Here is a 13,597-nt window from a genome sequence, read left to right on the forward strand (position 1 = left end):
GTCTTGCCCCACTGAAGTGGTCCACCTTTTGGGATAGTTTATCCCGTATGATGGAGGACTACTTAGATGGCAGGCAAACGCGAGAAGCCGGAAGATATTGTAATGAAGCTGCGTCAGGTTGAGGTCTGTGCCAAGGTCAAGGCGCGAAACTGGCAGATGCGGTTCGCCAGATTGGCGGTGAGGCATGTGCCCGCCACTGGTTCGAGGGCCATGCCGAACCAACAAACCTACTACCGCTGGCGGCGTGAGTTTGGCGGGATGGACCGCGATCAGCTCAAGCGACTGAAGGAACTCGAGAAAGAGAATACGCGGCTCAGGCGCGCCGTGTCGGAGCTGACACTCAACAAGCTGATCCTGACGGAAGCCGCAAAGATGAGGGGCGTGTAGCAAACCCTCCAGTGGAGGGTTTGTAGCCCCGAACGCGAAGGCCTTCTAAGCCCTTCGCGCCGCCGCCAATGCATTGACCACGTTCGGCAGGAACTGGGTGTTTCCGAACGCCGCGCCTGCCGGGCGCTTGGGCAGCACCGGTCGACCCAACGCAAGATCCCGCTCGGTCGTCAGGACGAAGCCCTGCTGTCCGCTGACATCATTGAACTGGCACGCCAATACGGGCGATATGGCTATCGCCAGATCACCGGCTTGCTGCACCAGGCGGGATGGTGTGTGAACCACAAGCGGGTCGAGCGGATTTGGCGGCGCGAAGGGCTTAAAGTCCCGCAAAAGCAGAAGAAACGTGGACGGCTCTGGCTGGCGGATGGCTCTTGCGTCCGGCTGCGGGCGGAGCGTCCGAACCATGTCTGGTTCTATGATTTCGTCCAAGACAAGACTGCGGACGGGCGAGCCTACCGCATACTCAACATTGTCGATGAATTCACCTAGGGACGGTGCTTGTGATCCGCGTCAAACGCAAGCTCAACTCGGTCGACGTCATCGACGCGCTGACCGATCTGTTCATCCTTCGCGGTCCGCCCGGGTTTATCAGGTCAGATAACGGCCCCGAATTCATCGCGACCAAGCTGCGCAACTGGATCGACGCGGTCGGGACTAAAACGGCCTATATCGAGCCGGGGTCACCCTGGGAGAACGGCTACGTGGAGAGCTTCAATGCCAGGCTTCGTGACGAATTACTGGATGGGGAGGTGTTTTATTCGGCTCAAGAGAAGCCCAGATCCTGATCGAACGCTGGCGCCAGCATTACAACACGCTGCGCCCGCATAGCTCTTTGGGATATCGCCCACCAGCACCCGAAAGTATCGTGCCCGTAGACCAAAGGCCCACGATGCACTAATTTTTAAACTGGACCACTCAAGTGGGGCAGACCAGAACAACGACAATATATTCTACCTCATCGTATTATATTACGAGGATCTATTCAGGGTTTGGTCGGCAAAACCTAAGGGACTGCGCCTTTCGACGCTCGGCCGACGATGCACCAATGTTCAAACCAGACCACTTGAGTAGGGCAGACCACTTGAACTCCCTCTGAAGGAGGCCATTAGCGCTCCGGGTTGACGGTTCTGCACTATATCAGCGGAATTCATCGTCAATTTTCGACCAAACCGCTGCAACCAAAATCAACCAAAACTATAAACGGCTATTTTGGTTGACCGCTATACAGGAAGTTGCAAGTTCTGGGATGAACAGTCTGGAGATCACGATGCCCGAAGTGCTGCGCCCCATATTTCCCGATGCGACCGAAATGGCGCGGCAGGTCCGCAATGGTGACGTCTCGCCAGAGACGTTTGATCGGCGCGCCCGCCAGCGGCTAACGCAGGTTGACGGACAGCTGAATGCGATGGTCCATATGATCGACGCGCAGCCCAATCCCTCGGCCATCGGTCCTTTCGCCGGGGTGCCCCTGCCGCTGAAAAACATCGGGATCGCCGTCGAAGGCTCGCAGATGAGCCTCGGCTCTAAACTGTTCGAAACGATGGTCTGCACTGCCGATAATACTCTGGCGGCGCGTCTCAGGAAAGCCGGTTTCCTGTTTATGGGCCGGACCAACACCCCGGAACTGGCCCTATCTTTCACCTCTGAATCCGCCCTGCATGGTCCCTGCCGTAACCCGTGGGATTTGGGCCGCACCGCAGGCGGGTCTTCGGGCGGGTCGGCCGCATTGGTGGCCGCGCGGGTCGTGCCTTTGGCGCAAAGCTCGGACGGGGCAGGCTCAACCCGCGTGCCTGCGGCCCATTGCGGCGTGTTCGGTTTCAAACCCAGCCGGATGCGCAATCCGGTGGGCCCGACCCATGCCGAAAGCGTAGCGGGCATGTCCACGCCGCACGCAATTTCGGTCTCGGTGCGCGACAATGCGCGGATGCTGGATGTCAGCCACGGCGCCGACATTGGCGACCCCTATGCTGCGCCCCCGATAAGCGAAAGCTTCGAGGCCGCTATGAACCGCCCCCTTGGTCGGTTGCGCATCGGGCTGCAAGTCACGCCGCCAGAAGGGCATCACTTTGACCCCGAATGCACTGCTGCAGCCCGCTATGCCGCAGATCTACTACGAGATCTTGGCCATGAGGTCGTCGAACTGACCCCGCACTATGACAATGCCGCGCTCAAACGGGCTTGGCGGGTCATTGGCGGGGTCTCCTGTGCGCAATCGGTCGATCAGGTCGCTCGGGCCAAAGGCATTGCTGATCCGGATGCGCTGCTTGAGCCGGTCAACGCCGAATGGATCGCCGAAGGCCGCAGGACCAGTGGCGTGGCCTACCTTGAGGCCGTGCAGGTCCTGCACCGGACCAGCCGCGATATGGGTGCCTATTTCCAGCAGGTGGATGCCTATCTCTCGCCGACAACCGCCCAGATCGCACCGCAGATCGGCTATCTTGCCGGCGCAGGGATGGGGCTTGATGCTTTCTATGACCGCTTCTGGGCCCATGCGCCGCTGACGGCGGTGTTCAACGCCTCGGGCTGTCCGGCGATGAATGTGCCGCTTTACTGGACCAAGGATAATCTGCCCGTCGGATGCCAGATCGGCGCGGCTTTTGGCGCAGACGGGCTTTTGTTCCAGATTGCGGCACAGCTGGAAAAGGCCGCGCCTTGGGCGCACCGCCTCCCGCCTATGGCCAAAGAGATGCTGAGCGGCGAAACCTTTGCCGAGGCTGCCAGATGACACCTCCCCCCCTACGGAGCATCGACCCGCAATGGATGACGGCGACCCAGATCTCGCACGCCGTCCAGTCAGGCGCAATAACCGCCCGCGCAGTGACCGAGGTCTTTCTGGATCGCGCCAGTCAGATGGAGCCGGAAATTGCAGCCTTTGCCCATCTGGCGCCCGAGGTTGCGCGCGCCGCCGCCGACCGTATCGATGCACAGCCGCACAAAGGCCCCTTGGCCGGGGTCCCCTTGGGGATCAAGGATGTCTTTGACACCGCCGATATCCCCACGGCCTATGGGTCCGCCGCTTATGCAGGTCACCAACCCCGCGCCGATGCCTCTGCCGTCCATCTTGCGCGGCGCGCGGGCGCGGTTGCCTTGGGCAAGACCGTGACAACCGAATTTGCCACCATGTCGCCCGGTCCGACGCGTAACCCGCATCATCTGGCCCATACGCCCGGCGGGTCATCCTCGGGCTCTGCGGCAGCACTAGCGGCAGGCAGTTGCCTTTTGGCCTTTGGCACCCAGACCTCGGGATCGACGATCCGCCCTGCTGCCTATTGCGGGGTGGTGGGCGTCAAGCTTGGGCCACGCAGGATCGACCGCACAGGCGTCAAACCCTTGGCGGAAAGCCTCGATGTTGTGGGAATAATGGCGCGCAATACATCTGATGCCGCGCTATTTGCCGCCACCTGTGCCCGCAGGCCGGATTGGCTGATCCCCATCGACAATCGCGTGCGATATGCGCTTTTCCTACCCGATCAGCCGAGAGAAACGATCTGTGACCGCTATGCGGCGGCACTGGAAGACACGGCCTCTACCCTTGGGGCTGTCCCTCACAAACAGCCCGGCTGGTGGGCGGATCTCGGGGCCGCGCAGGAGGCGGTATTCGCTTGGGAAGCCTCTGCCGCTTTGGCCTATGAGCGCGACCGCCTGAGCGACCAGCTCACCCCGATCACCCGCGATTTTACCGCCCGTCATCAGAAGATCGCCAATGCACAGGCCTATCAGGACGGCCTAATACGGCGCGATCAGGCACTAGAGGATCTCGAGGCGCTATTTGGCACTGCCGATCTGTTGCTCACGCCTTCAGCCCCCTCTGCCGCCCCCGAAGGGATAAGGTCCACAGGCCCTGCCGATTACAATATCCGCTGGACGCTCCTCGGGCTGCCAAGCCTCAGCCTGCCCATAGGCTTTGACCGGAACGGGTTACCCTTCGGCATGCAACTGGTGGCGCGCCCCGGACAGGACCACCTGCTGTTACAAGCAGCGATCCGTATTGAGACAGAGCTGACGGCAAAGGGCCTGCGCCCTGCTCTCGCCCTGCAAAGCTGAAGCGAGACCCTGATTTGAGACCTGTTCTTCGCGATTTCACCGATGCTCCAAAGGCCCTGCGTCATCTGGCACTGCTGCTCGTCTTCGGGGCGCTCGCTGTGGGAGGACTGGCATGGGCAAAGTTTCCGGCGGCCTTACTACTGGGGCCTGTCTTGGTTGCGACGATGCTTGGCCTCAGAGGCACCCCTTTACGCGTGCCGAATAGCTGGCACGAGATAGCGCAAGGCGTGGCGGGATGCATGATTGCGCATTACCTGACGCCCGAGATCCTTATGCGCGCGGTGTCGCTCTGGCCGTTTGTCGCGCTTTTCGCTGCGATGACATTGGTTCTGGCCTGCCTGGTCGGGCTGGTATTGGGACTATGCACCAAGGTTGGTAAAGAAGAGGCAATCTGGGGTTTCCTGCCCGGCATGGCAGGGGCGGTCATCGCCATGAGTTCGGAGCGCGGGCTCGACAGCCGGATCGTGGCCTTTATCCAGATCATCCGGCTTATGACTGTCATTCTTGTGATGTCCATCGTGTCGCGTCTGCTTATTGACGACACAAGCGGCATAGCAGCCGCGACCAATGGCGCGGCCCATTATGGCGTATTGCTGACGCTCTTTCTGGCTACGACTGGGCCGCTTGCGGCGCGATATGCGCCCATTCCTGCGGCAGCGACCATGGTGCCACTGGTCCTCGCCTCTATCTTGCAAGGGGGCGGCTGGGTCGATCTGGCACTCCCCCCTTGGCTGCTGATCGGAGCATATTTTCTGCTGGGCACACAGGTGGGGCTGCGCTTTTCACCCGATACGCTGCGCACCGCCGTTAAGATTTTCTGGCCCGTCGCGCTGTTTTCCTTCGGGCTTATGGGGCTTTGTGCGGTATCGGGCATAATCCTTGCCCGCATTGCCGGAGAAACCGTTCTTACCGGCATTCTGGCGACCGTGCCGGGATCGATCGAAACCATCGCCATTATCGCGGTCAATGCCAATGCAAACCTGTCTTTCATCATGACGATGCAGGTGGTGCGCCTTTTTGCGGTCGTACTGGCGGGGCCGCCATTGGCGCGGGCGCTGAGCCTGAGCATCCGGCAAGGGCTGCGCCGCTCCAACGCGCCCCCACAAGACAGCCCGCCTGCGGAATAAAGCTAGCGCGTCAGTCCGGCCCCGATCATCAGCTGATGGATCGAGGCCAGATGACGGCGCATACCGCGTTCGGCCGTATCCGGATCGCGCCCCGCGATGGCAGCAATGATGGCCCGATGTTCATCGGTGTCGCTATTGGGCCGCAAGTTATGCCCCGAAGCCGCACTCATCCGCACCTCGCCCTCGATCTGGCGCAGCATATCGTACAGCTCATGCGCCAGCGCATTGCCCGAGGCCTGCGCAATCAGCCGATGAAGATCCCCCGCGCGGTCCTTACCGCCCTTGTCGATCTGGTCGGCGATCTTCTTCATCTCGAGGATCATATTCGGCGTCGCCCGCAGCGCGGCCAGACGTGCCAGCGTCGGCTCGATCATCATCCGCAGCTCGATCACCTCGATCGGGTTGGTGTTGCGCACGATATCCTTGGCCCCCGCCCGACGGGGTTTGCGTGGGTTGCGCGGACGCGGTTGCGGCGCATCGCCTGTATCACGCAGAAAACCCAGAGCAATCCGAAGTTGATGACGCTTGACGCCCAGTTGCTCAGCCAGTTTCCGTTCTGCCGGGAGCCGGCCTGCTTGGGCCAGCACCTCGCGGATTTGGGCCATAAGCTCCACTTGCGAGGGCGTCGGCTCGGCGCCTGCGGCGGCCTGCGTATCATCCCATTGCCCGCTTTGATGTTCGTCCTCGTCCATCGCTACCTCGTCCCCCTAAGTTGGTCGATCCTACCATTTAAGACCAAGATTCATCAACCAGCATAGATGGTTGATCGGCGTTCAAGAGGAATTAGGCATCAACCGCTCGACAAAATCGGCAATCTTTCAAAATTGCCCGCGTTTTCGGCGGAGCGTGGCGGAAGACAGATGAAAACTTCACCTATGATAGAGCCAACCAAATCAACCAAAAATAAAATATATCTATTGGTTGACAAATGAACGCGCCCAAAATCTTCATAGGTCATGACCCGAACTTCCGTGGTCGACCGCCCTTTTCATCCGGCACAGAAGGCAGAAACTGCCCATGCCAACGACATATCTCATCAACAGGGAATTACACGCACCATGATCCCCCGCAGAGTGTTTCTCACCGCTGGCAGCTTCGCTTTCGTAAGCCTTCTTCCGCTCGCCGGCTGGGCCGAAGATATCAAGACCATCGCGATCGTGACCCCCGAACAGGGCACCGATTTCGGCTGGAACCAGCAAGGCGTCGAGGGCCTGCAAGCCGCCGCCGAGGCCGCAGGCATCGAGCCGATCGTGGCGCAGGGTCTGGGCTACGGCAATATCCGTCCCACATTGCGCGAACTGGCCGATGACGGTGCGCAGCTGATCGTGGCGCATGCCTCAGGCTATAGCACCGAGGCCGTCGAGGTCGCCAAAGAGATGAAGGTGATGGTCGCCGCCGCGAATATCCAGTCCGAGCCGCCCTATGTCGCCAATTACACGCTAATGGCCGAAAAAGGCGCCTTCCTTGCCGGGGTTCTGGCCGCCAAGACCACGAAAACCGGCAAGATCGGCATCGTGGTCTCGTCGGAAAGCCCGAACTGGAACGCGCAATCGGCAGGCTTTGCGCAGGGCGTGCGCTATGTCTCGAAGGATATCGAGCTGCGTTATGCGATCATCGGCCCTGCCGCCTATGCCGATGTGGCGGGTGCACGCCGCGTGACGGAAAGCGTCATCGCCTCAGGCGCCGATATCATCTTCGGTCAGGGCAATGGCTCGTCTTTCGGGATGATCCAGGCAGTCGAGACGACCACTGCCCCCGGCTCCGACAAGACATGGTTCATCGATGTGATCGGCGACAAGACCTCGCTCGACAAGGGCAATCTCCTCTCGTCTGTCATCTGGGACATGTCCCCGATCTTCGGCGATATGATCAAGGATGCGAATGACGGGAATTTTGGCAAGAGCTCCTACGCGCTCCGCCTTGAAGACAACTCGCAGCGCCTGATGAAAACCTCCCATATCCCCGATGATGTATGGGCCCAAATCGAGGCGGTGAAGGCGAAGATCATCGACGGCTCCGTGAAGGTCGATCTGGTAACCGATCCAGAGGCAACCAAAGCTCTGATGAGCTCCACGCTCAGCGCTGCAAACTGATGGATGGCGTGCCGATCATCGCGCTCGAGGCTGTAACAAAGCGCTTTCCGGGCGTGGTCGCCAATGACCGTGTCAGTTTGGGTTTTTCGAAGGGCGAGGTCCATGCCCTGCTGGGCGAGAACGGGGCGGGAAAATCCACCCTGATCTCGATGCTGGCAGGCGTGCAGCGTCCTGATGCCGGGCAGATCCTGCTGGATGGCACCCCCATCCGGCTGAGATCGCCCCGTCATGCGCTCGAGTTGGGGATCGGCACCGTCTATCAGCACCGGATGCTGGTTCCGACACTTACCGTTGCCGAGAACCTGCTTCTGGGTAGCCCGTGGTGGCAGCGCCCGAACCGCGCGGCCATCAGGGAACGTTTCACCCGTGATGCGGCGGCCTTCGGCATTACCGTCGATCTTGATGCGTTGGTGGGTGATCTGTCGCTGGGCGAGCAGCAGCAGGTGGAGATCATCCGCGCCCTCTGGCGCGGCGGGCGGCTCTTGGTGCTGGATGAGCCCACCGCCATGCTCTCGCCGCAAGGCGTGCGCGAGCTTGGCCAGATGATGCGGCGCATGGCCGAGCAGGGTGTCTCGATCATCTTCATCACCCATCACCTGAACGAGGCGCTCGATTATGGCGATCGGGTCTCGGTCCTGCGCGGCGGGCGCTGTGTGGGCGGCATCAGCGCACAGGATTTCCGCACGCAACCCCGTGCGGAACTGATGGAACAGATCGTACAACTGATGTTCGGCAATACGGTAGCCAAGGGCTCGCCGCCCCTGCGTCGCCCTGCAGCGACGGGCGAGACCCAGCGCCGGATGCTGGAGGTCCTGCATCTGTCCGGCGAGGGATTCGAGGATGTCAGCTTCGATGTGCGCGCGGGCGAGATCTTCGGGATCGCGGGCGTTGATGGCAATGGCCAGACGCCCTTGGCCCGTGCGATTGCGGGGCAGGACTTGGCCCGTTCGGGCGAGATAACACTGGACGGTTTCGCATTGCGGGCAAAAACCGTGCGCGAACGTCACCATGCGGGGCTGCGCTACGCCACCGATGACCGCAATGGCGAGGGCACCGTGCCCACGCTGCCGATCACGTTCAACCTCCTGCTGAAGGATATCGGGCAGCAGCCCTTCTGGCGTCGCGGTATCGCCGATATGAAAGCCATCGACGCGCATGGCCGCGTGCGCATGACCGAATTCGACATCCGCGCACCCTCCGGCCAGACCCCGATCGGCAAGCTCTCGGGCGGCAATATCCAGAAGGCGCTGCTGGCGCGCGAACTCGAGGGCGCCCCCAAGGCAATCATCTATAACAAACCTACCCACGGGCTGGACCTGCGCAATATCGAGGCCACCCGTGCCCGCATCCGCGACACCGCCCAGAACGGGCTGGCCACCGTTCTGGTCTCGACCGACCTATCGGAGATTATCGCGCTATCGGACCGGATTGGCGTGATGTCGCGCGGGCGGCTGGTGGGCATCATCCGCAATGGCCCCGAGGCTGATCCCGAAAGCATACGCGCCGCTGTGGGCCGCCTGATGGCGGGTATCGGCGATGAGACCCAGCGAGTTCCGGAGACGGCAGCATGAGTGACACGACAGATATCCCCGAGAAATCCGCCAGACCGAAGCAGTGGGGTGCCAGCCCTCTTCTGATGGTGCTGGGGCAGACGCTTGTGCCGGTCATCCTTGCGCTGGTTGCAGCGGGGCTAGTGCTGGCGATGCTCGGCTCGGATCCGCTGGCCTATTATGGCTATGTGGTCGAGCGCGGCCTGCTGAAGGCCCGCGGGCTCCAAGCCACGCTGGAACATATGATCCCGCTTCTGATCCTCGGGGCGGCACTGATCGTCAGTTTCCGCTCGGGGCTGTGGAATCTGGGGATCGACGGGCAATATCTTTTGGGCGCGCTGACCGCAGGCGCATTGGGACCGGTGTTGCTGGGCTACATGCCGATGCTCCCTGCCCTTGTACTGACGGTGCTGGCGGGCGCCGTGGTTGGGGGCCTCTGGGCGCTACCGCCGGCATGGCTCAGGGCGCGCTACGGGACCAATGAGGTGATCTCGGGCCTGATGATGAGCCTGATCGCCACCTCGCTGTCCTCGGCGCTGATCAAACTCTGGCTGAAAGACCCGAATTCCCTCGAGCCGCAGACCCTGACGATCCCTGTCGACAGCCGCCTGCCCTCGCTGGGCGGCACCGATATCGATATCGGGCTGATCCTTGCACTGGGGGTCGTTCTGGGCGTTCACTTGATGATGACCCGCACGGCTTTGGGGCTGCGCTTCCGCATCCTTGGCCTCAACCCCAAGGCGGCGCTTCATGCGGGCTTTGGCGGGCCCCTTCTGGCGATGTCGGTCCTGTGCCTGTCGGGTGCGCTTGGCGGGCTGGCGGGGGCTGTGGAGCTCAGCGGTGCACTTGGTAAGATGCAAGCCAGCTGGAACCCTGCCTATGGCTTTGCTGTGGTTCCGCTGGTGTTTCTGGCCCGGTTCAACGGGTTTGCCCTGATCCTCTTTGTGTTCGCCTATTCGGTGCTGGAAATCGGCGGCGCCTCGGCGGCGACCCGCATGAATGTGCCACAGGATTTCACGTTGGTGCTGGTGGCCTTCGTGCTGGTCTTCCTCGCTCTGGCCGAGCTTCTTACCCAAAAGCGCAAGGGACAGTAACATGGGCGCACTTTTCTCCGAGACCTTCCTGACCGCCCTTCTGTCGGGCGCCGTGATTTCGGCGGTGCCGCTGATCCTGGCGGCATTGGGTGAACAATTCTCCGAACGCGCGGGCGTGTTGAATATCGGGCTAGAGGGCATGATGCTGGGCGGAGCCTATGCGGGCTTTGCCGCAACCCTTGCCGGTGCGGGCATCTGGGGCGGCATGTTTGCGGCTCTCCTGTGCGGCGCATGTATTGGGCTCATCATGGCGGTGCTCTGCGTTCGGCTTGGAATGAACCAGATCATTATCGGCATCGCCATCACACTGGGCGTCACGGGGCTGACCGCTTTGATGCATAACGTCTATTTCGCCCGCACCTATCCGCGCCTTGATGCGGCCCCCACCATTGCCCTTCCCGGACTGAGCGATCTGCCGGTGCTGGGAGGTGCGGTTTTCACCGCTCATCCACTGACATGGCTGGCCTTGCTAGCGCCGCTGGGCTTCGCGCTCATCTACCGCAAGACCTATCTCGGGCTTGATCTGGCCGCCGCAGGCGAGCGCCCCGATGCGCTCGATAGCGTGGGCGTCAATGTCACCGCAATCCGTACCAGCGCCGTGTGCGTCTGTGGGGCGATGGCAGGCTTGGGCGGCGGGTTCATGGCGGTGATCGGCTCGGGCATCTTTGTCCCGCATATGACGGGCGGCGCGGGCTATATCGCCATCGTTCTGGCCATGCTTGCCCGCGCGCGTCCGCTTTGGGTGCTGGGCGGCGGTCTTCTGTTCGGACTGTGCCTTTCCGCCACCACCGCGTTGCAGGTGGGCGGTATCGAGATCCCCACCGACATCATCCAGATGCTGCCCTTCGTGGCGGTGATGATCGTCCTCATCCTCTTTGGCCGGAATGCGCGGATGCCCGCGATGCTTGGCCAAGCCTATCGTCGCGGCACCCGCTAGGCGCCGCCCCATTTTCAAAGGAGATCTTCCATGAACCAAATGACCGAAGCCAAACCGGCGAAGAAACTTCGCACCGGCGCCGAATATAAAGAGTCCCTCAAGGACGGACGCCGCGTCTGGGTCGAGGGAAAAGAACTGGGCAGCGTCTATGACGCGCCGCATCTGGCCGCAGGGATCGATCTTCTGGCCGAGATGTTCGATGACCAGTTCACCCCCGAATATGCCGAAGCCACGACCTATTACGAGCCCAAGCTCGGCGCCATCGTCTCGCGCTCGTGGCAGGCGCCGATGAGCCCCGAGCAGCTCGTCGAGCGCCGCATGATGATCGAATATACCGCCAAGAAAACCGCAGGCACCTATGGCCGCCCGCCGGATCTCGGGCCCTCGATCGCCATGGGGCTCTGGGCCTATCTGCCAACCTTCAAGGCCAAGAAATCGACCTTCGAGGGGATCAATCCCGATTTTGCCGAGAATATCGAGCGCTATATGGAATATGGCCAGCTCAACGGGATCACCTGCGCCGAGAGCCTGACGGGCCCGCAGAATGACCGCTCGCAGCCTCTGGCGCAGGCCGCCTCGCTCTTGCGCGTCACCGGCGTCGAAAAGGGCGGCGTGCGGATCTCGGGCGCGAAATCCGTGGGCTCGATCGCGGCGCAGACCAACGAGATCTTCTTCACCAACCTCGCCTATGAGGGCACGCCCCCCGAGGCCTGCATCTGGGGCTCTCTGCCGATCGGCACCGAGGGGCTGAAGCTGGTCTCGCGCGAATGCCTGTCCAATCCCGGAGCCGATCCGCATGACCATCCGCTGAACTACAAGGGCGAGGAAGCCGACCAGCTGGTGATCTTCGACAATGTGTTTGTCCCCGAAGACCGGATCTTCAACCTGGGCGATCAGGAGCTGGTGACCTATTACGGCAAGACCACCAACTGGGCGCATTGGCATATCCTGTCGCGTCTGGCGGTGAAGGCCGAGCTGTTCGTGGGCTGCGCTCAGCTGGTGCTCGACATCCTCGGGACCGCCAAGTTCCAGGCCGTGCAGGCGCTGGTGGCCGATATGATCCAATATGCCCAGACCCTGCGCGCCTTTGTGCTCGCCGCCGAAGCGCAGGCCAAGCCCACCGAGAATGGCGTCTTTGCCCCCGATATCCCGCTCCTGACCGCGGGGCGGATGTATTCGATCCAGCATTACCCCAATATCATCCATACGCTGCAGGAGCTTTGCGGTCAGGGTCTGGTGATGCGCTTTGGCAAGAAGGCCTTCGAGAACCCCGAGATCGGCCATCATCTGGTCGAACTCCTGCCTGGGCATGGGGTTTCGGGAATCGAGAAAGAGCGGGTGATGAACTTCATCTGGGATCTTACGACCTCGTCCCATGCGGGCCGTGTGGCGCTGTTTGAAAACGTCAACGCGACCCCCGCGCCTCTGCTGCGTGCGCGTCTGTTCAATGAATATGACCGCTCCGAGCATGTGAAACTGGCGCGCAAGCTGGCGGGCATGGACTGATGTCTGCGCCCGATGTGATCGAGGCTTTCTACGCGGCCTATAACCGCGCGGATGCCTCGGCCGCCACCGCCCTTCATGCACCCGATGCGGTGCATGAAGAGGCAGCCTCGGGCAAATCGCGCCAGGGGCTTGCGGCTATCGAACAAGGAACAGCGGGCTTTCTGTCCATGCTGGAGGGGCTGCGTTTAGCCCCCGCGACCCGCATCACGGCAGGGCCAAAGGTGGTAGTGACCTATGTCATGACCGGACGGATGACCCGCCCCATCGGACCGTTCGAGGCCCATGGCCAGGTGATTACATTGGAGGGCGCACATGTCTTTCACCTCGAGGATGGCAAGATCCGCAAGCTCACCGATTACTGGTCGCCCGAGGCCTTCATGGCGCAGATCCGTGCGGAACATGCGTCTGCTTGACCCCGTTTTGGCCTTGGCCCTTATCCTTCCGATGCCCGCCTTGGCGGGCGGGCTATATGATACCACACGCCCCGATCTTCCGGACTGGTTGCGCAGCCATAACTATCTGGCCGCACCGGACGCCCCCGCAAAGGCCGCGCCTGTGGATGTGGAAAACCGATCAAGTGCGCCGGTTTTGTGCCAGATCACGCTGGCGCATTGGTATATGATCCGCACCGATCCGGTCCCTGCGGGCGGCTCCGAGACCCTGCCCTTCCGCTTCGAGCCACAAAGCGGCACGGTGTCTTGGCTGAACGCGGCAGGGGAAGATATGGCCGTTGAAGGGCTCTCCTGCGGGACAAGCGCCCAGATCGACGCCCGCCCCACGGGCCTGCCGTTCCACCGGATCGTGGCCCAAGCCCGGATACTGACCTGCACATCACAGGGCTGTGGTGCGCAGTAAC

Annotated in this window: 12 protein-coding genes and 1 pseudogene; 11 read left to right on the forward strand and 2 right to left on the reverse strand. The window is 61.7% G+C overall.

Annotated features, from left to right (window positions below; all coding sequences use genetic code 11):
- Positions 1-66 precede the first annotated feature (66 nt).
- The 4 genes and pseudogenes from WDB91_RS16775 to WDB91_RS16790 all read left to right on the forward strand — a co-directional run bounded on the left by WDB91_RS16775 (position 67) and on the right by WDB91_RS16790 (position 5,561).
- Positions 67-1,288: pseudogene (locus WDB91_RS16775) on the forward strand (IS3 family transposase).
- 348 nt (positions 1,289-1,636) lie between these two features.
- Positions 1,637-3,115 (forward strand): amidase, encoded by a 1,479-nt coding sequence (locus WDB91_RS16780; protein ID WP_339114756.1) that lies wholly within the window; start codon positions 1,637-1,639, stop codon positions 3,113-3,115.
- On the forward strand, positions 3,112-4,434 hold the full coding sequence (locus tag WDB91_RS16785; RefSeq protein ID WP_339114757.1) for an amidase: 1,323 nt from the start codon (positions 3,112-3,114) through the stop codon (positions 4,432-4,434). The genes WDB91_RS16780 and WDB91_RS16785 overlap by 4 nt, the downstream gene beginning before the upstream one ends.
- Before the next feature lie 14 nt (positions 4,435-4,448).
- Positions 4,449-5,561 carry an AbrB family transcriptional regulator gene (locus tag WDB91_RS16790; RefSeq protein WP_339114758.1) on the forward strand — a complete coding sequence of 371 codons (1,113 nt, stop codon included), beginning with the start codon at positions 4,449-4,451 and terminating at the stop codon, positions 5,559-5,561.
- A 2-nt stretch (positions 5,562-5,563) separates the two neighbouring features.
- Here the strand turns inward: WDB91_RS16790 and WDB91_RS16795 are convergent, their stop codons facing one another.
- Both WDB91_RS16795 and WDB91_RS16800 read right to left on the reverse strand, forming a co-directional pair.
- Positions 5,564-6,253, reverse strand: a complete 690-nt coding sequence (locus WDB91_RS16795; protein WP_339114759.1) for an FCD domain-containing protein — start codon at positions 6,251-6,253, stop codon at positions 5,564-5,566.
- 98 nt (positions 6,254-6,351) lie between these two features.
- The gene (locus tag WDB91_RS16800; protein WP_339114760.1) at positions 6,352-6,519 is read right to left on the reverse strand and encodes a hypothetical protein; all 168 of its coding nucleotides are present in this window, start codon (positions 6,517-6,519) and stop codon (positions 6,352-6,354) included.
- Positions 6,520-6,619: 100 nt separating this feature from the next.
- Here WDB91_RS16800 and WDB91_RS16805 point away from each other — a divergent pair, with 100 nt between their 5' ends.
- Genes WDB91_RS16805 through WDB91_RS16835 form a run of 7 tightly spaced genes read left to right on the forward strand, consistent with a single transcriptional unit; the run spans position 6,620 to position 13,596 of the window.
- Positions 6,620-7,654, forward strand: coding sequence for a BMP family protein (locus tag WDB91_RS16805; protein WP_339114761.1), 1,035 nt, complete (start codon positions 6,620-6,622; stop codon positions 7,652-7,654).
- A complete protein-coding gene (locus WDB91_RS16810; protein ID WP_339114762.1) occupies positions 7,654-9,225 on the forward strand; it encodes an ABC transporter ATP-binding protein in 1,572 nt (523 codons plus the stop codon). The genes WDB91_RS16805 and WDB91_RS16810 overlap by 1 nt, the downstream gene beginning before the upstream one ends.
- The gene (locus tag WDB91_RS16815; protein WP_339114763.1) at positions 9,222-10,298 is read left to right on the forward strand and encodes an ABC transporter permease; all 1,077 of its coding nucleotides are present in this window, start codon (positions 9,222-9,224) and stop codon (positions 10,296-10,298) included. Before WDB91_RS16810 ends, WDB91_RS16815 begins: the two co-directional genes overlap by 4 nt.
- A 1-nt stretch (position 10,299) precedes the next feature.
- Entirely contained in the window at positions 10,300-11,235 is a 936-nt protein-coding gene (locus tag WDB91_RS16820; protein WP_339114764.1) for an ABC transporter permease, read from the forward strand.
- Positions 11,236-11,265: 30 nt separating this feature from the next.
- The gene (locus tag WDB91_RS16825) at positions 11,266-12,741 is read left to right on the forward strand and encodes a 4-hydroxyphenylacetate 3-hydroxylase N-terminal domain-containing protein (RefSeq protein WP_339114765.1); all 1,476 of its coding nucleotides are present in this window, start codon (positions 11,266-11,268) and stop codon (positions 12,739-12,741) included.
- A complete protein-coding gene (locus WDB91_RS16830; RefSeq protein ID WP_339114766.1) occupies positions 12,741-13,154 on the forward strand; it encodes a nuclear transport factor 2 family protein in 414 nt (137 codons plus the stop codon). The genes WDB91_RS16825 and WDB91_RS16830 overlap by 1 nt, the downstream gene beginning before the upstream one ends.
- The gene (locus WDB91_RS16835) at positions 13,141-13,596 is read left to right on the forward strand and encodes a hypothetical protein (RefSeq protein WP_339114767.1); all 456 of its coding nucleotides are present in this window, start codon (positions 13,141-13,143) and stop codon (positions 13,594-13,596) included. The genes WDB91_RS16830 and WDB91_RS16835 overlap by 14 nt, the downstream gene beginning before the upstream one ends.
- Position 13,597 lies beyond the last annotated feature (1 nt).

The organism is Thioclava sp. GXIMD2076 (genome assembly GCF_037949795.1).
Lineage (GTDB): Bacteria > Pseudomonadota > Alphaproteobacteria > Rhodobacterales > Rhodobacteraceae > Thioclava > Thioclava kandeliae.